We start from the raw sequence: 22349 nt of genomic DNA, 5'->3' as shown, positions 1-22349 counted from the left end.
TTGTCGGTACCCCTCAATAGAATCATGGTATGCCGGCCAGCACGTACGCGGAGATCGAGGAGGTTCTCGTCGCGTATGGTGATGCTTTGGATCGGTTGTGCGAGTTGAGTTTTGATGCGCAGGATAATCCGCGGCGGATGGAGATCATGGACCGCATCGAGCGGGGGATCCGTCGGGCGCGGGTGCCCCAGCACGCGTTGATCAATCAACTCGGTGCCGAAGCCACCGCCGAGGAGCTGGGTGGTTCGTTGCGCGAGGCGTTGGCGAATCGGTTGCGCATCTCCAAGGCCGAGGCCGCTCAGCGCATCGCCCACGCCGCGGATTTGGGTCCGCGCCGCGCGCTCACGGGTGAGCCGCTGGAGCCGGTGCTGGCTCAAACCGCCGCGGCGGAGCGTGAGGGGTTGCTCGGCAGCGAGCAGGTGGGGATCGTGCAGAAGTTCTTCAAGAAGCTGCCCGAGGCGGTGGACGCGGCCACCCGTGCTGATGCCGAAGCCAAGCTGGTGTTGGTGGGCACCGGGTTTCGCCCCGATGAGCTGGCCGAATATGCCCGGGTCCTCAAGGACTGTCTCAAACCCGACGGCGACTTCGTGCCCGACGAAGCCGAGGAGGCCGAGCGGGCCCGCAGCAGACGCGGCATCACCATCGGCCGCCAGCAGGCTGATGGGATGTCCAAGATCAGTGGGCTGATCTCCCCGCAGTTTCGGGCCACCCTGGAGCCGGTGTTGGCCAAACTGGGCGCCCCGGGAATGTGTAACCCCGCCGATGAAAACCCGACGGTCGACGGGCGCGCTCCGCAGGAGGCGGTGCAGCGTGATGCGCGCAGTGCTGAGCAACGCAACCACGACGGGCTGCTGGCCGCGCTGCGCGCGTTGTTGATGTCGAAAAAGTTGGGCCGCCATCACGGGTTGCCGACCTGCATCGTGATCACCACCACCCTGGCCGAACTCGAAGCCGGCGCCGGACACGGGCTGACCGCCGGAGGCACCTTGTTGCCGATGACCGATGTGCTCGCCCAAGCCAGCCACGCTTACCAATATTTGGCGGTGTTCGACAAGGACAAAACCAAGGCCCTGTATCACGGCAAGCGGATCGCTTCGCCCGAGCAGCGGCTGGTGCTGCTGTCTAAAGAGCGGGGGTGCACCTGCCCGGGTTGCACGGTCAAGGGCTACTGGACCCAGGTCCATCATCTGGAGGGCTGGTTCGCCAAGCGCCGCACCCACATCGACGAACTGACCCTGGCCTGCGGACCGCATAACCGCATGGTCGAACTACGCAAATACACCACCTGCAAGAACGCCCACGGCCAAACCGAATGGATCTCGCCCAAACATCTCGACCACGGCCGCCCCTACGTCAACTGCATGCACCACCCCGAAAAACCACTCAAACCCGACGACGACGAACCCGAATGACCCGTGCTCAAAGTGGTTGCACGGCAGACCCGTTCAGCGCCCGGTACACCAGGCGGGTGTATTTCTCGGTGCGGTCGGAGCCGGCCGACGTGACCTGCCCCATCTTGTTCATCACGTAGGCGAACGTCATCCGACGATCCAGATCCATCACTACCGTCGAACCGCCCCAGCCGCCCCAATAGCAGATCCTGCCGTCCGGGATGTCCGGCACTGCTTCCTTCTTGGGCAGAGCAAAGCCGATACCCCACCGGGCCGGCATACCAAGCACCAGGTCAACTCCATTGGCCTGTTCATCGAAGATCAGATCGACAGTTTCCGGCCGAAGCACATGGCGGCCATCGACGTTGCCGCCCAACGAGATCGCCCGCAGCGACTGCACCAACGAACGGGCGTTGCCGTGTCCATTAGCCGCGCCGATATCCGCACGCCGCCATGCGGTCGTCTGGGCCAGCAACGCAGCCTCGGAGTTCGGCGCAAGCATGCCGAACGTCTTGCGCATCGGATGGTGCTCCGGCACCGCGTCCAGCGGCACGTCGAGTGGTGGGGGAGGAATCAGCTCGGCGATGCGCGCGTCGTCCTCGGGTCGCGCTCCGATCTGGATATCAGCTCGCAGGGGTGCCGCGATCTCCTGACGCACGAATTCTTTCAAGGTCAGACCAGAGATTCGCCGGATGACCTCTCCGATCAGATGGCCGCTGGTCACCGCGTGATACCCGGACGCGGTGCCCGGTGTCCACCACGGCGCCTGAGCGGCCAGTTGTGTGGTGGACTTTTTCCAGTCGTAGACCTCTTCGATGCTGAACGGGAGCTCCCATCCCGAGACTCCGGAGGTATGGCTGAGTAAGTGGCGAACCTGGACGTCCTGCTTTCCGTTTGCGGCGAATTCCGGCCAGTACCGGGCGACGGGAGCGTACGGGTCCAGGCTGCCGCGGTCGATGAGCAGCAGTGCCGCCAACGCCGTGACGTTCTTGGTACTGGAGAAGACGTTGACGATGGTGTCCCGGTCCCATTGGCGGGTCCTGGCCTGATCGGCATATCCGCCCCAGACATCGACGATCATCTCGCCGTCGATGTCGACCGCTATGGCCGCGCCGAGCTCACCGCCGGTGCTGAGTTCGTCGGCCAGAGCCATGACGAGGTCGCTGAACCGGCGGTCGTAGTGCCCCGCCACTACGGTGTCGATTGCGGTCTGACAGAACTGTTGGGTCATTTTGATCTCCTTGAAGTCCGGATATCCCGACTATCGGGCGCGATCCGGCGAACAGCATTGGTCGGATCGCGTAAATCCGCACCGTCCACGCGAGCGCGTTTTCTACGCATTTGTGCTGATGTGGTGACACGTCGGCACGGAGCATGCTGGCTAACATGAGTGGGACCCCGGTGAAGTGGAGCGAGTTGGGCGTGCACGAACTTCCGACCGGAACGGTGACGTTGCTGCTGGCCGACATCGAAGGATCCACGGGCCTGTGGCAAGACCGCCCGGCCGAGATGACCGACGCGGTGACGCGCCTGGACGAGACGTTGTCACAGCTGGTCGACGTCCATCACGGGGTGCGCCCGGTCGAACAGGGCGAAGGCGATAGCTTCGTGATCGCGTTCACCCGGGCAAGTGACGCGATCGCGTGCGCCTTGGATATCCAGCGTGCGCCGCTCGCGCCGCTGCGCCTGCGCATCGGCCTGCACACCGGAGAGATCCAGCTGCGCGATGCGGCGAACTACATCGGCCCCACCATCAATCGGGCCGCCCGGGTGCGCGACCTGGCCCACGGTGGCCAGACGGTGCTCACCGCAGCGACCGAGCAGCTGGTGATCGACCACTTGCCTGCCGGAGTGTGGTTGACCTACCTCGGCAGTCATCAGCTACGTGACATCGCCCGCGCGGAACGCATCGCCCAGATGTGCCATCCGGACCTACGCGTCGAGTTTCCGCCGTTGCGATCCTCGAAAAGCGGTGTAGCACAATCGTTGCCGGTACCACTGACCAGCTTCGTCGGGCGGCAACGCGAAATCGCGGAATTGAGGACTCTTTTCGAAGAGCACCGATTGGTGACGTTGACCGGTTCGGGCGGTGTCGGCAAGACGCGTCTCGCCATCCAGCTCGCGGCGCAGTTCGGCGACGAGGTCGGCGCGTCATGCTATTTCGTGGACCTCGCTCCCATTACCGACCCCGATCTCATCGAGGCAGCCGTCGCGCAAGCTGTTGGTCTGCACAACCAACCGGGACGGTCGATCGTCGAGACCCTCGCCACCCGAGTCGCGGACCGTAAGACGCTGATCGTCCTGGACAACTGCGAGCACGTGTTGGAAGGCGCCGCCGCGCTCGTCGTGGCGCTCCTGAGCAGTTGCCCTACCGTTCGGTTGTTGACCACCAGTCGCGAATCGCTGCGCGCCGCAGGGGAGGTGAATTGGCAGGTACCGTCGCTGCGCTTGATCGACGAGGCAGTGGAGTTGTTCAGCGCGCGAGCCCGTAGTGTCCGGCCTGATTTCGCTGTCACCGTTGACAATTCGGAGACCATCGCAGAGATCTGTCGCCGTCTGGACGGCATGCCGCTGGCGCTCGAACTCGCGGCCGCGCGCATGCGGGCACTGTCGGCCCGCGACATCCGCGACAGTCTCAACGACCGATTCGAGTTGCTGACCGGCGGACACCACGCCGCGGTGCGACGCCAACAGACGCTGCGCGCCTCGGTGGACTGGTCGCACTCGATGCTCACCGACGGCGAGAGCGTTCTGTTCCGACGACTCGGGGCGTTTGCCGGAGGTTTCGACCTGGACGCCGCGGTAGCGGTGTGCGGCGGGACCGGTGCCCAGCGCTACCAGGTGCTCGACCAATTGACCCTGTTGGTGGACAAGTCGCTGGTCCACGCCGACGACATCGCCGGCCGTGCGCGATACCGGATGCTGGAGACCATCCGTGCCTACGCGGTCGAAAAGCTCGACGAGTCCGGTGAGGCCGGCGCGGTGCGCGGTCGGCATCGCGATCACTACGCCGCGCTGGCTGCCGAACTGGACGCGCCCTCGCGCAATACCTTCCGGCGCAGCATCGGACGCGTCGAGGCCGAAATCGACAATGTGCGAGCAGCATTCGACTACTGCTGCGAGATCGGGGAGAACGCGACCGCCCTGCAGCTTGCGTCGTCGTTGCAGCCGCTGTGGCAGGGGCGCGGACGTCTGCCCGAGGGACGGGCCTGGTTTGCCGCGGTCCTCGATGGCGACGGCTTCGACCCGGACGGTATGGACCCGGCGGTACATGCTCGCGCCATCGCCGACCGGACCGTGCTGGATTCCCTCACCATCGTCACCGGAAACTGGGACGAGGCTCGCCGGTCGGTCGAGATTGCCCGCCAACTGGGCGACCCCGCACTGCTGGCCCGGACACTCACCGCATGCGGCTGCATCGCCGGACTCGACTTCGACACCGCGGCACCGTATCTGACCGAAGCCATTCAGCTGTGCCGGTCGACCGGTGACGACTGGAGGCTCAGTCAGATCCTGGGTAGGCGGGCATATCTGGCCGCCATGGCCGGTGATCCGGTGGCGGCGTTGACGCTGGGCACCGAGGGGGCAGACCTTGCCGACGCGCTCGACGATTCGTCGAACGCGCAGATGTGTCGTTGGGCGACCGGCATGGCCCAGATGTTGTGCGCGGACTTGGAGGGCGCCATCGACACTTTCCGGTCGGTTGCTGCCGAATGCGAAGCCGACGGCGATGCCCTGGTCGCGTTCCTGTGTCTGGTCAGCCAGGGCTGCGCACTGACCTATCACGGCCAGATCGCCGCGGCCCGACGGGTCGGTCGCGCGGCGATGACTGCAGGAGCAGAACTCGGCGGCGTGGTGCTGGAGCGGGCGGCGACCACCGTCATGGCCATGGCGGCGGTGGCCGACGGCGATGTCGTCTCGGCACGCGAGTTGCGTGCCAGGGTCTGGGAATTGCCGGCCGTGCAGCGCGGATCCGTTGCCATCACCTCGATGGCCCAGTGCGCGCATCTCGAGGGTGATCTGGCCAAGGCGCAAGCGGTGGCTGACGAGGCCGTCGCCACAATGGCCGGCTGGCACAAGATGTTCGCGTTAAGCATCCGCGCCGCCATCGCGGTGGATCGCGGTGACAACGACCAGGCCCGGCGTGACGCCAACCAGGCGCTGTCGATGGCCCTGGACAATCAGGGGCGTCTGCAGGTTCCGGCGATCCTGGAGGTACTGGCCAGACTGACTGTCGACGCGGGAAATCACCTCGATGCCGCAAGGTTGCTGGCGGCGGCGGCGGTGATCCGCGACCGCACCGGCGAGTTCCGGTTGCCCATGTTCGACGACGCCTACGTCATGGCGGTCGAGTCGTGCCGTAACACTCTGGGAGACAGTCCTTTCCAGGAAGCCTGGGGCGACGGCGCGGCCATGTCGGCCGATGACGCGATCAACTATGCGTTGCGTGGACGTGGCGAACGCAAGCGACCCGCCAGCGGGTGGGCGGCATTGACGCGGACCGAACTCGACGTGGCGCGTCTGGTCAGCCAGGGGCTGGCGAACAAGGACATCGCAGAACGACTTTTCGTCTCGCCGCGCACCGTGCAGGCGCATCTGACGCACATGTACACCAAACTCGGCTATACCTCCCGGGTGCAGCTTGCTCAGGAGGCTGTGCGGCAGACTCAGTTGCCGTAGCCCGCCATCACCCTTGGGTGCCGGCCCAATCCTCGAAGCGTGTCTCGCAGATGGTCACGTCCTCACCCTCGACCGGCACGATGCTGCGGCCGTCGAGCACGGCACCGAAGTAGGTAGCCGTCGGGTCCGTCACCACTTCGCGCGGATCGCCGTGAGCCGCAAGGCCGATGCGCACGAATTCGTCCATGCCGTATCGCTGCGGACCCGCGATGTTGGTGATGCGGTTGAGCGGCGGGTTCACAGCCGCGCGGGCGACGGCGGCCGCGACGTCTTGGGCGGCGATCGGCTGGATGGCCGCGTCGTGCGACAGTCGCACCGTGTTCCCGTCGGATGCGGAGTCGGCGATGCCCGTGACGAACTCGAAGAACTGGGTGGCCCGCACGATGGAGTAGGGCGCGCCGGACTCGGTGATCAGCCGCTCTTGAGCGGCCTTGGCGCGCAGGTAGCCGCTTTGCGGCACCCGGTCGGTGCCCACGATCGACAGGGCGACGTGATTCTTCACTCCGGCTGCCCGTTCGGCCTCCAGTAGATTCGCCGTCGAGGTGGTGAAGAAGTTCAGCACGTCGTCGTCGGCGAACGACGGCGAATTGGCCACGTCGACAACGACATCCACGCCCGACATCGCATCCGCGACGCCCTCGCCGGTCACGGCGTTGACTCCCGAACGCGGCGATGCCGCGACGGCCTCGTGTCCCAGTTCGCTGAGGTTCGCGACGACCTGCGAGCCGATGAGCCCGGTGCCACCGATGACCAAAACCTTCATTGCCATGCCCTTCCCACCGCCCGAGTAGATAGCCCGTTCAGCATGGCGCAACGGTCCGCCGAGACCAAAGGCGACCCGTCATCTTAAATCAACTGCTTGACTTAATGCCGGTCACGCCGATTAACTCGACGGGTGGTCAATGAATTGGCGGACAAGGTAGCCATCGTCACCGGCGGCGCTTCGGGCATCGGCCGCGGCATCGTGCAGCGATTCGCAGCCGAGGGCGCGCGCGTCGTGATCGCCGACGTGCAACAGGAATCGGGCGAGCAGCTTTCGCGCGACCTGGGCGACTCCACGCTGTTCCACCGCACCGACGTCTCCGATCCCGAACAGGTCGGCGCGGCCGTGACGACCGCTGTCGAGAAGTTCGGCGGACTGCACGTCATGGTGAACAACGCGGGGATCTCCAGTCCGCTCGGTCGGTTACTCGACGACGACTTCGCGCATTTCCATCGCGTGATGGCGGTCAACGTCCTTGGGGTGATGGTGGGCACCCGAGACGCGGCCCGGCACATGGTAGCCAACGGTGGCGGCTCCATCATCAACGTGAGCTCGATCGGTGGCATCCTGGCCGGCGGCGGTGTCGCGACCTACCGCGCATCCAAAGCCGCGGTCATCCAATTCACCAAGTCTGCGGCAATCGAGCTGGCGCACTACGAAATTCGAGTCAACGCCATCGCGCCGGGCAACATACCCACACCCATCCTGGCGTCGTCCACCCAGGGCATGGATGCCGAGCAACTGGAGCGTTTCGAGGCGTCGATCCGCCAGACCATGCGCGACGACCGGCCGCTCAAGCGGGAGGGCACGCCCGACGACGTCGCAGAGGCGGCGCTGTACTTCGCCACCGACCGGTCCCGCTATGTCACCGGAACCGTGCTACCGGTGGACGGCGGGACGGTCGCCGGCAAGGTGATCCGGTCGCGCAAACGCGAGACATGACATGGCACGCATCGTCGGCAGCGGCCAGCGTCACTTCTTCTTGTTCTTGCCCGGCGGGACCGCCGACGCCAGCACCTTCGGCTCGCGCGCCCACACCCGGTGCATCCCGAGCGCGGCCAAGATAGCGGCGGTGGCCTTCCTGTCAATGTCGTCGGAGACCAGCACCCCGGGATCGTCGGGCGAGATGCCCGCCTGCGCCAGGACAGCGACGCCATCTCCCCAGGCGCCCACCGGCTTGCAGTGCCGGAAAGCCTCCTGCAGCAACGTCACCAACTTGATGTCCCCGCTGGGCTGGGTGCCCGCGGCGACGATCACGGCATCGAACTCGACGGACCGCGCGGTCAGCAACGTACGCTCGACGATCTCGACCCGTCGTCCCGACTTGAGTTTCCCGCCCACCGGCGCGGTGAGCATCGGAACCGCGCCGGCGGCCAGCACCGCCTTGATCAATTTCGACACACCCGCGAGATCGGAACCCGCGTCGGCGATGATGCCGACCTTGCGGCCGTCGACCGGACCCGGCTCGGCATACACCTGGGACAACGCCGCCGACGTCTGCACCTCTTTGGGTGGATTGCCTTTGGGCGCAGGCAAACCCAGACCGGCCGCGACCTGTTCGCACAGGTCGGTGTCGACGTTGGCCAGCACCTCCAGCTCACGTTCCTTGATCGCCTGCTCGTAGCACTTGCCGAGTTCGAAGGTGAACGCCTCGATGACGTGCAGTTGTTCGACCCGGCTCAGGCTGCGGTAGAACATCGCCGGTTGGGTGAAGTGGTCCTCGAACGAAGTCGGGTTCTCCCGAACGGCCGGGCCGTTGATGGCGCGCGGCGTCTGGACATACCCACCGTTGCCGGCATCGGCCACCTCGGGTTCGCCGTCGTCGATGCTGTTGGGACGGTAGGGCGCGATGCCTTCGTGGATCGCCGTCTGGTGCATCCCGTCGCGCAACATGTCGTTGACCGGGCAATGCGGGCGGTTGATCGGCAACTGGGCGAAGTTGGGTCCACCCAACCGGGTCAGCTGCGTGTCGAGGTAGGAGAACAGCCGAGCCTGCATCAGTGGGTCGTTGGTGGGTTCGATGCCGGGAACCAGGTTGCCGGTGTGGAAGGCCACCTGCTCGGTCTCGGCGAAGTAGTTGGTGGGATTGCGATTGAGCGTCAGCTTGCCGATGAGCGTGACCGGAACCAGTTCCTCCGGAACGATTTTCGTCGGATCCAGCAGGTCGATCCCCTCGTAGGTCTCGGTTCCGTCGTCGGGCATCACCTGGATGCCGAGCTCGTATTCGAAGAAGGCACCCGCGTCGATGGCGTCGGCCATGTCGCGGCGGTGGAAGTCCGGGTCGCAGCCCGCGGTGATCTGCGCTTCTTCCCACACCTGGGAATGGACTCCCGCCACCGGCTTCCAATGGAACTTGGCGAGGCTGGTCTTGCCCTTCCGGTTCGTCAGCCGGAAGGTGTGCACACCGAACCCCTCCATGGTGCGATACGAGCGGGGGATGCCGCGGTCGCTCATGTTCCAGAACACGTGGTGGGTGGCTTCGGTGTGCAGCGACACGAAGTCCCAGAACGTGTCGTGGGCGGATTGCGCCTGCGGGATCTCGCGGTCCGGATGCGGCTTGGCGGCGTGCACGACGTCCGGGAACTTGATGCCGTCCTGGATGAAGAACACCGGCATGTTGTTGCCCACCAAGTCGAAATTGCCTTCGTCGGTGTAGAACTTCACCGCGAAGCCACGGGTGTCGCGGACGGTGTCCGCCGAACCGCGTGACCCCAGCACCGTGGAGAACCGGCAGAACACCTCGGTCTTCCTGCCCTTGCGGGCCAGGAAGCCGGCCCGGGTGTAGTCCGACGCGGTGCCGTAGGCCTCGAACACGCCGTGCGCGGCCGCGCCCCGCGCGTGCACCACGCGCTCGGGGATGCGTTCGTGGTCGAAATGGGTGATCTTCTCGCGCAGGTGGAAATCCTCCAGCAGGCTGGGGCCACGGTTGCCGGCCTTCAGCGAGTGGTCGGTGTCCGGCAGGCGCACACCTTGGGCTGTGGTTAGGTACTTGCCTTGCTGGCTACGCGGGTCGGCGTCGCTGTCGGCGTTGCTGGTTGCGCCGGTCGCGCTGGCGCGGCGGGGGGCGGATTGCGAGGGCTTACGGGCAGGTGGCATGTTTCAACTCCCGGGCTGTCGTTCGGTGATACCGCGCGGATTACCCAATTAATTGCCAAGACACTCGTCAACGCCCGATCGGTGAACGCACGCCCACGCGCACGGGTCGCCCGTTGGCCTCGCGGCGTATGACACCACGGGCCGCGAAGGAGGACAACCAGCCTTCCATCGGCCACCAGCCCCACCTCCGGTAGAAGATCGCGGCGTTGCGCAGGATGTCGTCGAGGTGGTCGAAGGGTGGATCGGCAACCGGGTGGTATTGGTGAAAGGCGTGCGCTCCGCCCACCCAACGCATCGGCACTGCCTTGGCGGCCGCGCACTGCGCGAAGTCGGTGTCCTCGCCGCCGTAGCCGCGGTAGAGCTCACAGAATCCGCCGATGCGTTGCCAGGTAACGGTTTTCAGTGCGAAGGACAGTGACCAGAACAGGGTGTAATCCGTGGTGTCCAGCACGGACCCGTCGGGCGGCGCCGGGCGGGCGGGATGCGGATAAGGGTGAGCCCGGATCTCGGATAGGACGTAGCCCGATGGCGGCGGCGGCTGCAGATAGGTGACCGGTCCACAGAACATGGCGTTGGCATGCTCGGGCCGGCTCGCGACGGCATGGTAGCGCTCGATCAGTTCGGCGCCGGGAATACAGTCGACGTCCAGAAAGATCAGCAGCTCGGCATGTTCGCGAATCGCGGTTTGCGCACCCAGGTTGCGTCCCAACGCAACCGGCAGCGGTTTGCCGGCCGCGCAGTCCACGACGAGGGTAGGCCCGTCCGCCTCGGCCACGATTGCGCTGACCGCCGGATCGTCGAGCGCCACCACGACGTGGACGTCCGCGGCTCGAGTGCCGCTGGCCAATCCCTCGAGCTGTCTGCGCAGATGTGCACTCCTGCCGTGCACGGCGGTGACGACCGCGGTTTTCATGCCGCCCCCCGCCTGCATCGTTGCGCGGTGGACTCGATGGCCGCGGCGGCGCGCGCCGCCGCCCCGTCGACCTGCCACCGGCACCAGCGCACCGGGTCACCGGCACTGGCGTGTGCGAGCAGGGCCGGCCAGGCCCGCTGGTCCGGAGAATCGTGGGCGACGACGGCCAGCCGGTGCCGCCTCAGTATCTTCGCGGTGGCCTGCTGCTCGTCGAAAGGACGCGGCTCGGGGACTACGACCGCAAGCCGTTGCGCCGCCGCGATATCGGCGATGGCGCCCTGACCCGCATGGCTGACCACGACGTCGGCGGCGCAGATCGCCGGCCACGGGTCCTCGTGCCACACACCGCTTTTGCCGCCCAGCGCGGTCCAGCTGAACTCGGGATACGTTGCGGCACAGTGCTCCAAAGCCGCGCCGAAGTTATCGTCGGCGCCGCCCAACACCAGCACCCGCATGTCCTCGACCGACACGGCGGTGCGGTGCGCACGGTCGGGACCGGAGCAAGCGCGTCCCTCGAAGCGGCTGATCCCACCGACGTAGCTGGTCTTGTCTTCGTATGGGCGCAGCCAGGAAGGCACGCACAACGCCTTGGGCCAGGCAGCCACGATGTGGTCGGCGATGCGGTGCACCAACAGGTGCGGAGCGTCAATCCGCTTGCCGGGCAACGCCATCACGACAACGGGCACACCGAGCAGCCGGACGAAGGTTGCCACTTCGACCGACACATCGACGACGACGGCCTGCGGCCGCGCGTCGGCGACCCAGCGGGCGATCTGATCCATCCGGGCGGTGAATCCCAGATCGTGTTGCGGCGCCCAATGCAGGGCACCGTGGGCTGTGGGTTCGCGCACCTGCTCGGCATCGTCGTCACGCGATAGCTTCACGATTGCCGAAAAGGGCTGCGGCCCGGTGATATCGAGTGAGGTCAACGCGGTCACCGGAGTCTGCATCCGCTCGCAGATACTGACGGCTCGCGCCAGGTGCCCGAAACCTTGATGGTGGATGTAGTAGCCGATCATCTGCCTCACCTGTCGACTCGTCGATCATCTCGCGATACAGACCGCAGTAGGCGCCGACCATCACCGTCGACGAGCAGTGCCGTATGGCGTGCTCGCGCACCCGATCTCGGGGCAGCCGAACCGCTTCGGAGATGGCCTCGGCCATCGCGTTCACGTCGCCGGCGTCGACGAGTCGGCCCGAGTCCTCGCTGATGAGTTCGGGGATGCCGCCCCGGGCGAAGGCCACGACCGGCGTCCCGCACGCCATCGCCTCGGCGACCACCAGCCCGTAGGGCTCGTCCCAGGTCGGCGTGACCAGGGCCGCCGCGGCCCGCCCGACCAGCCGGGCCAGCCGATCGTGGTCCAGGTGACCCGCATATCGGATACCGCAGCGCAGGTGGGGTGCCACCTGTTCGGCGAAGTACCGCTCGTCGCAGATGGGCCCTGCGAGGGTCAACGGCCAGCCGCTGCTCCGGGCGACGGCAATCGCCAGATGCGGTGCCTTCTCGGGAGTTATCCGCCCAGACCACAACAGGTTTGGCCCACCGGGACCGAGCGGCCATTGCCGGGTGTCGATGCCGTTGGGTACCACGGTGACCGGACCGGCGACATCCTGCCACGACGCTGCGGTGTGCCGCGAAACGGCCGCGAAGCGTGCCTGCGTTCCGCCGGACGCGTCGATCGCCGACTCCAGCCAGGGTGTCGGCGGAGTGTGCACGGTGGTCAGCATCGGGGTCGACAATGCCGACGCCATCGCCACCGGCAGGTAGTGCAGGCTGTGGTTGTGGATGACGTCGAACTCCGCGCGACCGGGGCCGGCCAGCCACAGCATCAGGGACAGGTAGGCATGGTGGTCGGCCATGAACGTGCCCGAGGGCATCGACACGTCACGTCGCGCCGCCTCGGACAAACCCAGCGGACGCACGTCCAGCGTCTGACAATCCAGTGCCGGGTCCGAGTCGGGCGCGGCGAACAACGACACCTGACAACCCCGCGCCGCCAGTCCGCGGGCCAACTGGAAGACGTGTGCCTCCAGCCCGCCGGCAAAGGGTTGGCGGATCGGAAATCGGTTCGAGGCGATCAGCGCGACGCGCAACGGTGCGGTCATAACTGCACGTCCTGATAGATCTGACGGTGCGCGCGGGCGAGTTCGCGCCGTTCGGCGAGCCTTTCGGTCCATGTCGCGCGCGGCGCGGCGTCACCGGCCGCCCATCTCCGGTGCGCGTCGAGGATCGCCCGATGCAGCGACGCTTCGTCGAAAGTGCTTTCATCGCAATGGAACACGCCACACGGACGCTGCTGATCGTAGTACCCGCAACTGGGCGCAACGACCGCGGTGCCCAGGTCGTAGCAGGCTTCCAGCCACCCCGAATGGGTGCCGAAGCGATACGGCAGCACCGAAACCGTCAGTGCGGCAAGATATTCCCAGAGTTCGTCGTCGGAGAAGTAGGGATGCACCCGCACGTCCACCTGCGGATGGTGGCGGTACTCCAGCAGGGCGAAACCGAACTCGGGGGCGAACCAATGATTGGCGGGATCGAAGATCTCGTCATGCACGTCGATCTGCAACACCGCGTCGGGAAGGTCCGAGACGACCCGCGTAAGGGCTTCCACCACCGCCAACGGATCCATGTTGGCACGCACGCTCTTGGCGTGCACCCCGATCACGAAGCGCTCCTGGTGTCCCCGAGGCTGCTCGATATGGTCCCTGTCCAGCACATGCGGGTGGGGCAGCACCCGGGCGCGACGTTCCCAGCGCCGCCAAATCTGCTGCGCGGCACCGGGTGTCAGCGTGATCAGCTCATCAGCGGCGGCGATCAGCACATCCTGTTGCTCGGCATGGGCTGCCGGATCGGGATGGTGCGGGTTACGCAGATCGTGGACGGTGTAGACCAGGGGCTTGCGGTGCATCTTGAGTTCCTGGACGACCTCGGCCAGCACCTCGGGACCGACGGCGTCGAAGCCGAAGTGGACGTGGAAGACGTCGAACCGCTCGTGGTTGTCACTGACCCAGCCCGGTTCCAGCATCAGCGGCGGCCACCAACCGCCCGGAACCTTGCGACCGTCGGACGGGACGGGATCGTCGAGCCTGGTCACGTCGGCGGTGGTGGGGTCGGCGAGGTGACGCACGTAGATGTGCGAAGCCGGCACCGACGCGACGCGTAACACCACGTTCCTTCCAGGGCAACGACTACAGACAGCCCGAGCGGGCCGCTGAAATGAAGCGGAGTCAGTTCCTGCTGGCTGAAGAACAGTGCCGTCGGACATACCCGCGAATCAAGCCGTCAAACGCAATACCGGGGCGCCAACAGAACCCCTCGCCGCCGGCTGTCATGGACGGGTTTATCCGGTCCGGGAGCGGCTACTACTGGGCCAGTGTCAGGGGGAGTCGACGAGCTTGAGAAGGGTTGAGCGATGGGTTTTCCCGAACAACAGCAAGAGGTACCGGGCAGTCAGGCGCAGATGGACCCGGTGCCGGACTGCGGGGAGAACAGCTATACCGGTTCGGGCAAGTTGACCGGCAAGGCGGCCATCATCACCGGCGGTGACAGCGGCATCGGCCGCGCCGTCGCGATCGCCTATGCCCGCGAGGGCGCCGACGTGCTGATCGCCTACCTGAACGAAGACGAGGACGCCCGAGACGTCGCGCGCTATGTCGAGGACGCCGGGCGCAAGTGCGTGCTGGTTCCGGGAGATTTGTCCGACCCGCAGCATTGCCGGGCCGTCGTCGACCGGGCGGTTGCGGAGTTCGGCCGCATCGACGTGCTGGTGAACAATGCCGCGTACCAGATGACACACGAGAGCCTGGACGAGATCAGTGACGAGGAATGGGACCACACCTTCAAGCTGAATGTGGGTGCCTACTTCTACCTGACCAAGGCGGCGTTGCCGCACATGAGTTCCGGCGGGTCGATCATCGGCAGCTCCTCGGTGAACTCCGACTCTCCCAGCCCGACCTTGGCGCCGTACGCGGCAACCAAGGCCGCGATCGCCAATCTGTCCGCCAGCCTTGCGCAACTGCTTGGGCCGCAAGGCATCCGGGTCAACAGCGTGGCGCCGGGACCGATATGGACGCCGTTGATCCCGGCCACCATGCCCACCGAGAAGGTCGCGTCGTTCGGGGACGACGTGCCGCTCGGACGGGCCGGACAGCCCGCGGAACTGGCCCCGGTGTACGTGCTGTTGGCTTCCGACGAGGCCAGTTATGTGTCTGGTGCGCGTGTGGCAGTCACCGGCGGAAGGCCGATCCTGTGACCCGATAGGTCGTTTGTCGAGGGCGATTGCGGGTAACAAAATCTCCGTGACTTCTCTGTGGCTTGCCGATCGAATGACATCCTGGACCGCAAGCCGGCTCGATGACGGCCCGTTGTCGGCCGACGTCATCGTGGTCGGTGCCGGCATCACCGGGTTGACCACCGCCGTGCTGCTGGCGCGCGCCGGCAAAGACGTGCTGGTGCTGGAAGCCCGGACGGTGGGTGCCTGCACGACGGGGAACACGACCGCCAAGATCAGCCTGTTGCAGTCCACGCACCTGTCGAAGGTCCTGCCCCGGCACGGCCGGGACACCGCCCGCGCCTACGTGGACGGCAACCGGGAAGGCATGGAGTGGGTGCTGGAGTACTGCCGACGGCGCGGTGTCGCGATGCAGCGGGAGGACGCCTACACCTATGCCCAGTCGGCCAAGGGCGTCCCCTCGGTACGCGCCGAGTTCAAAGCGTGCCAAACGGTGGGTCTGCCGGTCACCTGGGAGGACGACGCCGGCGTGCCGTTCCCGTACCACGGTGGCGTTCGGCTGCCCGAGCAGGCGCAGTTCGATCCGATGGAGTTCTCGGACGCGCTGGTGACCGAACTGCTCGAGCACGGCGGGCGCCTGGTGGAGCGCACCCGGGTGCGCAGCGTGTCCACCCGCGGCGACGGTGTGCGACTGCGCGTCAACGATGAGTCGCGACAGGACGTCGACGTGCGCGCCGAGCAGTTGGTGCTGGCCACCGGGATGCCGATTCTGGACCGCGGCGGCTACTTCGCGCGGGTCAAGCCGCAGCGCTCCTATTGCATGGCCTACCAGGTGCCGGGCACCATCACTCGGCCGATGATGATTTCCGCCGACTCACCGACCCGCTCGGTGCGGTATGCGCCGGTCAAGGACGGCGAGTTGCTGATCGTCGGCGGTGCGGGGCACACGGTGGGCCGGGAGAAAAGCCCGACCAAGGCTTTGGAAGAACTGTCGTCATGGACCCGCCAGCATTATCCGGGCGCGAAGCAGACGCATTTCTGGTCGGCCCAGGACTACAGCCCGATCGACGAATTGCCCTATGTCGGGCCGATCTTGCCGAACTCCGAAACGATCTACATCGCAACAGGATTCAACAAGTGGGGGATGACCAACGGTCCTGCCGCGGCGCTGGCGCTGTCGAGTCGGATCCTCGGTGGCCGGATGGACTGGGCCAGCGCGTTCGCCAGCTGGAGCCGGCATGAGCTCGCCGGGTTGACGACGGCTCTGCAGGCCAACCTCGAGGTCGGCTTCAACCTGGGTAAGGGCTGGGTCACCCCGGCGACGCGGTGGCACAACCGCAGCCCCGACAGCGACGAAGGCGGTGTGGTCAGCGGTCCGCCGTGGCATCTCGAGGCCCGGTCCCGGGTCGACGGCGTCGAACACGTCGTCTCCCCGGTATGCCCGCACCTGGGCGGCATCGTCAATTGGAACGACGCCGATCGGGCCTGGGAATGCCCGCTGCACGGGTCCCGGTTCGCGCCCGACGGGACGCTGCTGGAGGGGCCGGCCACCACCGACCTGACCGCATCGAGCTGATCGACGTTCCGCGGGCGCCGATCCTTTAAATCAATCGCTTGACTTAACCGCACCGGGCGGGGTTGACTGGGCGGCATGACCACCGTCGGCCGGCCGGTGCGCAGTGACCGGGCCAGCTCCACCCAGGAGGCGATCCTGGTCGCCGCCGAGCGACTGTTCGCCGAGCACGGGGTGTTCGCGGTGTCCAACCGTCAGGTCAGCGAGGCCGCCGGGCAGGGCAACAACGCCGCCGTCGGCTACCACTTCGGCACCAAGGCCGACCTGGTGCGCGCGATCGAGCAGAAACACCGCGGGCCGGTCGAGGAGTTGCGCGAGCAGATGGTGGCCGGCCTGCCGGATTCCGCGGGGATGCGTGACTGGGTGGCCTGTCTGGTCTGCCCCCTCACCGAGCACCTGGAGGATCTGGGCAATCCCACCTGGTATGCCCGGTTCGCCGCCCAGGCCATGACCGATCCCGCCTACCACAACATCGTCGTCAAGGACGCGCTGAGCTCGTCGTCGCTGGTCCAGGTGATCGACGGCATCAACAGCTGCCTGCCGGACCTGCCGGTGGCGGTGCGGTTCGAGCGAAACATCATGGCGCGCAACCTGTTGATGCACACCTGCGCGGATCTCGAACGCGCACTCGCCGAAGGCACTTCGATGCCCCGCCCGTCCTGGCGGGCGGCCGCGACCGGTCTCATCGACGCGATCGTGGGCCTGTGGCTGGCTCCCGTGACCCCGGAAAGCGAAGCACCGAAGATATGAAAATCACTGTCGATCAAGACATCTGCGCATCGTCGGGCAATTGCGTGATGAACGCACCCGAGGTTTTCGACCAGCGCGACGAGGACGGCGTCGTCGTCCTGCTCGACCCCACTCCACCCGCCGAGCAGTTCGAGGGTGCCCGCAAAGCCGCCGCCTTCTGCCCGGCGCTGGCAATTCAGATCGAGGAGTGACCGTGTCCGACACACTCACGGATAACAGCACTGACACCGGTATTCCCGAATATCCGATGGCACGCGCCGCGGGGTGCCCGTTCGCCCCACCGCCGGATGTCATGTCGTTAGCTGACGCGAAACCACTTTCCCGGGTGCGGATCTGGGACGGCAGCACGCCCTGGCTGATCACCGGTTACGAACAGTGCCGAGAGCTCTTCTCGGATTCGCGGGTCAGCGTGGACGACCGGATACCTGGCTTTCCCCACTGGAACGAACGCATGCTGTCCACGGTGCACAAGCGACCCCGGTCGGTCTTCACCTCTGACGGCGAAGAACACACCCGCTTCCGGCGAATGTTGTCCAAGCCCTTCACCTTTCGGCGAGTGGAAGGCCTTCGCACGGCAATTCAGCAGATCACCGACGACCACATCGACAAGATGTTGGCGGGACCGCAGCCGGCCGACCTCGTCTCCGCGATCGCCCTGCCGATCCCGTCGCTGGTGATCAGTCAGTTGTTGGGGGTGCCCTACGAGGACGCCGAGATGTTCCAGGAGCACGCCAACGTCGGACTTGCTCGCTACGCGACCAGCGAGGACACCGTCAAGGGTGCGATGAGCCTGTACAAGTACCTGTCCAAACTGGTCGAGGCCAAGATGGACAACCCAGCTGAGGACGCAGTTTCCGATCTGGCCGAACGGGTCAAGGCCGGCGATCTCAGCCTCAAAGAGGCCACGCAGTTGAGTAGTGGCTTGCTGATGGCCGGCCACGAGACCACCGCCAACATGATCGGCATCGGTGTGCTTGCGCTGCTGGAAAATCCCGACCAGCTGCCGGCCATCCGGGATGCCGAAGACCCGAAGATCGTCGCCAATGCGGTGGAGGAATTGCTGCGCTACCTCAGCATCATCCAGAACGGTCAGCGCCGCGTCGCAAGCGAGGACATCCAGATCGCCGGCGAGGTCATCCGCGCCGGCGAGGGCATCATCATCGATCTGGCCCCGGCGAATTGGGACGCCGAAGCGTTCACCGAACCGGACCGGCTGTACCTGCACCGCTCGAACGCGGACCGCCATGTGGCCTTCGGCTACGGCCGGCACCAGTGCGTGGGACAACAGTTGGCGCGCGCGGAACTGCAGATCGTCTTCCGTAGCCTGTTCCAGCGAATTCCCACCATGGCGTTGGCTGTCCCGTTCGAGGAGATCCCGTTCAAACACGACCGGCTCACCTACGGCGTGCACGAACTGCCGATCACCTGGTAAGCCCTTTCACAGCCCAAGAGAGGTCAATGATGACAAGCACGCTCTACCCACCGAAAGGCTTTGGCGCACCCAAGGATCGCAAAGGCCACGCCATCGGCAGCAACGTGGGTCTGCCCGCGGGGACCGAGGTTTTCTCCGCCGACAATCACATCTCGCTGGCCGCCGATATCTTCTACGAGCGCTTCCCGGAAGACCTGAAGGACAAGGCACCCCGTATTTGGTACGAGGACGGCGCGTATCAAGTGGGTCGCAAGGGCCAGTCGTTCCTGCCCGGTGACTTCAGTGCCGTGCTAATGCAATACGACGACCTGCCCGGGGCGGCCAGCACCAACATCGAAGCGCGCATTCAGGAGTTGCGCGAAGACGGTGTCGACAAGGAACTCGCCTTCCCCAACGCGGTTCTGGCGTTGTTCCACTACCCGGACAAGAAGCTCCGTGAGATCACCTTCCGTATCTACAACGAGTACATCGCGGAGTTGCAGGAACGCTCCAACGGTCACTTCTACGGCGCCGGGTTGATCAACTGGTGGGACCCGGAGGGCACCCGCAAGACACTGGCCGAGTTGAAGTCGTTGGGACTCAAGACATTCCTCCTACCGCTGAACCCGGGCAAGGACGACGACGGAAACATCATCGACTACGGCAGCACCGCGATGAAGCCGGTGTGGGACGAGATCGAAGCCGCCGGGCTGCCGGTTACGCATCACATCGGTGAGACCCCGCCGAAAACGCCGTGCCAGTTCAACAGCGTCGTCGTCGGGATGATGATCAATATCGACGGCTTCCGGGAGCAGTTCGCGAAGTACCTCTTCTCCGGCATCCTCGACGATCATCCCAGTCTGCGGATCGGCTGGTTCGAAGGTGGAATCGCCTGGGTACCTTGGGCTTTGCAAGACGCGGAGCATCTGGTGGCGTCCTATCAGCACATGTTCAACCGGCCGCTGGAACACGACGTCCGCTACTACTGGGACACCCACATGAGCGCTTCGTTCATGGTCGACCCGCTGGGCCTGGAGCTCATCGACCGGATCGGGGTCGACAAGGTCATGTGGTCCAGTGACTACCCGCACAACGAAAGCACCTACGGCTATTCCGAGAAGTCGCTGGCCGCCGTCGTCGAAGCCGTCGGGCCGGAGCGCGCCACCCGCATCGTCAGCGGCAACATCACCGAATTCCTGGGCCTGTGACGACTTTTGCGGCCGACGGTCTGACCATCCCGGAGACCCCGGACCTGTCCCGGCTGCGCCGCGAGACGGGAGCGCGGTTGCGCACCGCGATGGCCGAACGCGGCGTCGACGCCCTGGTGCTGCTGGGCAACAACGCCGTTGTCTATGCCACCGGGACGAGTTGGCCGCTGGGCGATGCCGGAATTTCCTACGTCGAGCGCCCGGTAGCGGTGGTCCTCGTCGACGACCCGTGGCCGCACCTGTTCCTGCCGTTCCGCGAAGGTGCCGCGCACGAGTCGGAACTTCCCACCGACCACCTGCACGGACCGGTCTACCTCGAATTCGACGAGGGCGTAGCCGATTTCGCCCGCCGTCTGGCCGAGCTGATCCCGGCCGGCTCGACCGTGGCCGTCGACGAGTTGACCGGTGCGATGTCGCGTGCCCGGAAGTCGTTGTTCCCGGGGGGCGCTCCCGTCGACGCGGCCGCCGTGGTCAGCGCCGCGAAGGTGGTCAAGACCCCCGACGAACTCGCCTGCATCCGCACCGCGGTCCGGATCACCGACGAGGCGATGGTCGAGGTCCACCAGGCATTGGCCCCCGGCATCCGCCAGGTCGACCTGTCCGGCCGGTTCCTGCGCCGCGCCTTCGAACTCGGGGCGATGGCCAGCATGCTGGAACCGATCTGGCAGGTGATGCCGAACAGCAGGGCCGAGGGGGTGTGGACCACCCACGGTGACCTCGCGCTGCCGTTGCTGAGCACCGAACGCGAGCTGGCCAAGGGCGACGTGCTGTGGACCGACGTCAGCATCACCTACCAGGGCTACTGCTCGGACTTCGGACGTACCTGGATCGTCGGACAGGACCCGTCGCCGCGCCAGCAGGCCCAGTTCGACAAATGGCGACAGATCATGGACGCGGTGCTGGGCGTGGCCCGTGCCGGAGTCACCGCCGCCGACTTGGGCCGCGCCGCCATCGCGGCCAACGACGGCACCCGGCCATGGCTCCCGCACTTCTACCTGGGCCACGGCATCGGCGTCAACGCGGCCGAAATGCCCATGATCGGAACGGATCTGGGCGACGAGTTCGACGAGAACTTCGTGCTGCAATCGGGCATGGTGCTGGTGGTCGAGCCGGTGGTGTGGGAGGACGGCACCGGCGGCTACCGCAGCGAAGAGGTCCTGGTGATCACCGAGGAGGGCTCGACGATATTGACCGACTACCCCTATGACCCCTATGGCAACTGAAGTCCTGGCCGACGACCGGGCGCTGCGCCTGGGCCGTCGGGAACGCGCGCTGGTCCAGATGGCCGAGTACGACCTCGACGTGCTGGTCCTGGGCCGGCAGGCCAACGTCCGATACGTCACCGGCGCACCGCAACTGTGGGTGGCCGGCACGCGCCCGTTCGGGCCCACCTGCGTACTGGTGCGCGCCACCGGTGCCATCCACCTGCTCAGTACCTGGGACGAAGGGGTGCCCGAGGACATCCCGCACGAGAACCTGTACGGCATCTCGTGGAACCCGGTGAACACCATCGCGGCGCTGCAGCGCATCGAGGGTGCCGCCGACGCGCGCCGGGTCGGAACCGACGCGCTGTCACCGGTTTTCGCCCAGTTGCTGCCGACGGCGTTTCCGCACGCCGAGCTGGTGGACGGTGAACTCGCGATGCGCGCGGCCCGGCGCATCAAGACCGACGACGAAATCGCCGCTCTGCGCGAGTCCGTCGCGGTGGCCGACCGGGGTTTGGCCGCCGCGGTCTCCGAGCTGCGGGCCGGGGTGACCGAGCAGACGCTGGCCGGGGTGTTGCTGGAGGCGCTGGCCGCCGGCGGGGTGAGCACCCCGGCGAATCAGGATGTGGCGTGGGTGACTTCGCGTGAGCACTCCTGGCGGCGCGCCCACAGTGACGGCCGGATCCAGACCGGCGACCTGGTCGCCTTCTCGGCCGGCGTCGTGGCGCGCGGTTACATCGGCGAGGTGGGCAGGACGTGGCCGGTCGGGTCGGTACCGGGGGCAGCGGCGGTCTTCGCGCGATGGGACCGGTTGTGGGACAAGCTGATCGCGGCCTGTCGGCCGGGTACCGGTGCCGGCGAACTGCTGGCGGCCTACCAGGCGGCGGGGGAGTCGGCGCCGCCGATGCCGGTGGCGCGCGGTCTGGGCATGGGTTTCGACCCGCCGGTGATCTCCGCTCAGCTGCCGCGCACAGCCGGTGACGAGCGGCTGGAACCGGGAATGGTGTTGGCCGTCACGGGCTATGTCTGGGAACCCGGTGTCGGTGCGGTGTTCGGACGCGAAGCGGTGCTGATCACCCGCGACGGCCCGGAAGTGCTGAGCAGCAGTCCGTCCTGGCACGGTTGAA

At 66.3% G+C, this 22349-nt stretch carries 18 protein-coding genes; 11 read left to right on the top strand and 7 right to left on the bottom strand.

Going from position 1 to position 22349, the window contains the following annotated elements:
* Positions 1 to 29: 29 nt before the first annotated feature.
* Positions 30 to 1412, top strand: a complete 1383-nt coding sequence (locus tag AC5Y47_RS08405; protein WP_499943462.1) for an HNH endonuclease signature motif containing protein — start codon at positions 30 to 32, stop codon at positions 1410 to 1412.
* A gap of 7 nt (positions 1413 to 1419) precedes the next feature.
* On the opposite strand, the gene AC5Y47_RS08400 is transcribed toward AC5Y47_RS08405, so the two are convergent.
* On the bottom strand, positions 1420 to 2622 hold the full coding sequence (locus AC5Y47_RS08400) for a serine hydrolase domain-containing protein (protein ID WP_499943461.1): 1203 nt from the start codon (positions 2620 to 2622) through the stop codon (positions 1420 to 1422).
* Between the two features lie 155 nt (positions 2623 to 2777).
* On the opposite strand from AC5Y47_RS08400, the gene AC5Y47_RS08395 reads away from it, so the two are divergent.
* Positions 2778 to 6071 carry a helix-turn-helix transcriptional regulator gene (locus tag AC5Y47_RS08395; RefSeq protein ID WP_499943460.1) on the top strand — a complete coding sequence of 1098 codons (3294 nt, stop codon included), beginning with the start codon at positions 2778 to 2780 and terminating at the stop codon, positions 6069 to 6071.
* A 7-nt stretch (positions 6072 to 6078) separates the two neighbouring features.
* Here AC5Y47_RS08395 and AC5Y47_RS08390 read toward each other — a convergent pair whose 3' ends face one another.
* Complete coding sequence (locus AC5Y47_RS08390) at positions 6079 to 6834, bottom strand: SDR family oxidoreductase (RefSeq protein ID WP_499943459.1); 756 nt, start codon at positions 6832 to 6834, stop codon at positions 6079 to 6081.
* A 132-nt stretch (positions 6835 to 6966) separates the two neighbouring features.
* Here AC5Y47_RS08390 and AC5Y47_RS08385 point away from each other — a divergent pair, with 132 nt between their 5' ends.
* A complete protein-coding gene (locus AC5Y47_RS08385) occupies positions 6967 to 7776 on the top strand; it encodes an SDR family oxidoreductase (RefSeq protein ID WP_499943457.1) in 810 nt (269 codons plus the stop codon).
* 30 nt (positions 7777 to 7806) lie between these two features.
* Here the strand turns inward: AC5Y47_RS08385 and AC5Y47_RS08380 are convergent, their stop codons facing one another.
* The 5 genes from AC5Y47_RS08380 to AC5Y47_RS08360 all read right to left on the bottom strand — a co-directional run bounded on the left by AC5Y47_RS08380 (position 7807) and on the right by AC5Y47_RS08360 (position 13992).
* Complete coding sequence (locus AC5Y47_RS08380; protein WP_499943456.1) at positions 7807 to 9930, bottom strand: catalase; 2124 nt, start codon at positions 9928 to 9930, stop codon at positions 7807 to 7809.
* Positions 9931 to 9997: 67 nt separating this feature from the next.
* On the bottom strand, positions 9998 to 10843 hold the full coding sequence (locus tag AC5Y47_RS08375; RefSeq protein ID WP_499943455.1) for a glycosyltransferase family 2 protein: 846 nt from the start codon (positions 10841 to 10843) through the stop codon (positions 9998 to 10000).
* Complete coding sequence (locus tag AC5Y47_RS08370; protein ID WP_499943453.1) at positions 10840 to 11727, bottom strand: glycosyltransferase; 888 nt, start codon at positions 11725 to 11727, stop codon at positions 10840 to 10842. Before AC5Y47_RS08370 ends, AC5Y47_RS08375 begins: the two co-directional genes overlap by 4 nt.
* Positions 11711 to 12949, bottom strand: coding sequence for a glycosyltransferase family 4 protein (locus tag AC5Y47_RS08365; protein ID WP_499943452.1), 1239 nt, complete (start codon positions 12947 to 12949; stop codon positions 11711 to 11713). The genes AC5Y47_RS08370 and AC5Y47_RS08365 overlap by 17 nt, the downstream gene beginning before the upstream one ends.
* Positions 12946 to 13992, bottom strand: coding sequence for a glycosyltransferase family protein (locus AC5Y47_RS08360; protein ID WP_499943672.1), 1047 nt, complete (start codon positions 13990 to 13992; stop codon positions 12946 to 12948). Before AC5Y47_RS08360 ends, AC5Y47_RS08365 begins: the two co-directional genes overlap by 4 nt.
* A 264-nt stretch (positions 13993 to 14256) precedes the next feature.
* On the opposite strand from AC5Y47_RS08360, the gene AC5Y47_RS08355 reads away from it, so the two are divergent.
* From AC5Y47_RS08355 to AC5Y47_RS08320, 8 genes are all read left to right on the top strand, one after another.
* Complete coding sequence (locus AC5Y47_RS08355; protein ID WP_499943451.1) at positions 14257 to 15096, top strand: glucose 1-dehydrogenase; 840 nt, start codon at positions 14257 to 14259, stop codon at positions 15094 to 15096.
* Positions 15097 to 15142: 46 nt separating this feature from the next.
* On the top strand, positions 15143 to 16651 hold the full coding sequence (locus AC5Y47_RS08350) for an FAD-dependent oxidoreductase (protein WP_499943450.1): 1509 nt from the start codon (positions 15143 to 15145) through the stop codon (positions 16649 to 16651).
* Between the two features lie 75 nt (positions 16652 to 16726).
* Positions 16727 to 17398 (top strand): TetR/AcrR family transcriptional regulator, encoded by a 672-nt coding sequence (locus AC5Y47_RS08345; protein WP_499943449.1) that lies wholly within the window; start codon positions 16727 to 16729, stop codon positions 17396 to 17398.
* The gene (locus tag AC5Y47_RS08340; RefSeq protein WP_499943448.1) at positions 17395 to 17589 is read left to right on the top strand and encodes a ferredoxin; all 195 of its coding nucleotides are present in this window, start codon (positions 17395 to 17397) and stop codon (positions 17587 to 17589) included. Before AC5Y47_RS08345 ends, AC5Y47_RS08340 begins: the two co-directional genes overlap by 4 nt.
* 2 nt (positions 17590 to 17591) lie before the next feature.
* Positions 17592 to 18830 carry a cytochrome P450 gene (locus tag AC5Y47_RS08335; RefSeq protein ID WP_499943447.1) on the top strand — a complete coding sequence of 413 codons (1239 nt, stop codon included), beginning with the start codon at positions 17592 to 17594 and terminating at the stop codon, positions 18828 to 18830.
* Between the two features lie 29 nt (positions 18831 to 18859).
* A complete protein-coding gene (locus AC5Y47_RS08330; RefSeq protein ID WP_499943446.1) occupies positions 18860 to 20017 on the top strand; it encodes an amidohydrolase family protein in 1158 nt (385 codons plus the stop codon).
* Positions 20014 to 21240 carry a M24 family metallopeptidase gene (locus AC5Y47_RS08325; protein WP_499943445.1) on the top strand — a complete coding sequence of 409 codons (1227 nt, stop codon included), beginning with the start codon at positions 20014 to 20016 and terminating at the stop codon, positions 21238 to 21240. The genes AC5Y47_RS08330 and AC5Y47_RS08325 overlap by 4 nt, the downstream gene beginning before the upstream one ends.
* Positions 21230 to 22348, top strand: coding sequence for a M24 family metallopeptidase (locus AC5Y47_RS08320; protein WP_499943444.1), 1119 nt, complete (start codon positions 21230 to 21232; stop codon positions 22346 to 22348). Before AC5Y47_RS08325 ends, AC5Y47_RS08320 begins: the two co-directional genes overlap by 11 nt.
* The last annotated feature ends 1 nt before the right edge of the window (position 22349 follow it).

The sequence above is a fragment of the Mycobacterium sp. NGS22 genome (assembly GCF_059813095.1).
This window is presented reverse-complemented; position numbering and strand designations above follow the sequence as displayed.

Excerpts from the sequence above, each read along its gene's own strand:
- AC5Y47_RS08405 (WP_499943462.1), top strand. The coding sequence starts at position 30 with ATGCCGGCCAGCACGTACGCGGAGATCGAGGAGGTTCTCGTCGCGTAT.
- AC5Y47_RS08400 (WP_499943461.1), bottom strand. The coding sequence starts at position 2,622 with ATGACCCAACAGTTCTGTCAGACCGCAATCGACACCGTAGTGGCGGGG.
- AC5Y47_RS08395 (WP_499943460.1), top strand. The coding sequence starts at position 2,778 with ATGAGTGGGACCCCGGTGAAGTGGAGCGAGTTGGGCGTGCACGAACTT.
- AC5Y47_RS08390 (WP_499943459.1), bottom strand. The coding sequence starts at position 6,834 with ATGAAGGTTTTGGTCATCGGTGGCACCGGGCTCATCGGCTCGCAGGTC.
- AC5Y47_RS08380 (WP_499943456.1), bottom strand. The coding sequence starts at position 9,930 with ATGCCACCTGCCCGTAAGCCCTCGCAATCCGCCCCCCGCCGCGCCAGC.
- AC5Y47_RS08375 (WP_499943455.1), bottom strand. The coding sequence starts at position 10,843 with ATGAAAACCGCGGTCGTCACCGCCGTGCACGGCAGGAGTGCACATCTG.
- AC5Y47_RS08365 (WP_499943452.1), bottom strand. The coding sequence starts at position 12,949 with ATGACCGCACCGTTGCGCGTCGCGCTGATCGCCTCGAACCGATTTCCG.
- AC5Y47_RS08355 (WP_499943451.1), top strand. The coding sequence starts at position 14,257 with ATGGGTTTTCCCGAACAACAGCAAGAGGTACCGGGCAGTCAGGCGCAG.
- AC5Y47_RS08345 (WP_499943449.1), top strand. The coding sequence starts at position 16,727 with ATGACCACCGTCGGCCGGCCGGTGCGCAGTGACCGGGCCAGCTCCACC.
- AC5Y47_RS08340 (WP_499943448.1), top strand. The coding sequence starts at position 17,395 with ATGAAAATCACTGTCGATCAAGACATCTGCGCATCGTCGGGCAATTGC.
- AC5Y47_RS08330 (WP_499943446.1), top strand. The coding sequence starts at position 18,860 with ATGACAAGCACGCTCTACCCACCGAAAGGCTTTGGCGCACCCAAGGAT.
- AC5Y47_RS08320 (WP_499943444.1), top strand. The coding sequence starts at position 21,230 with ATGGCAACTGAAGTCCTGGCCGACGACCGGGCGCTGCGCCTGGGCCGT.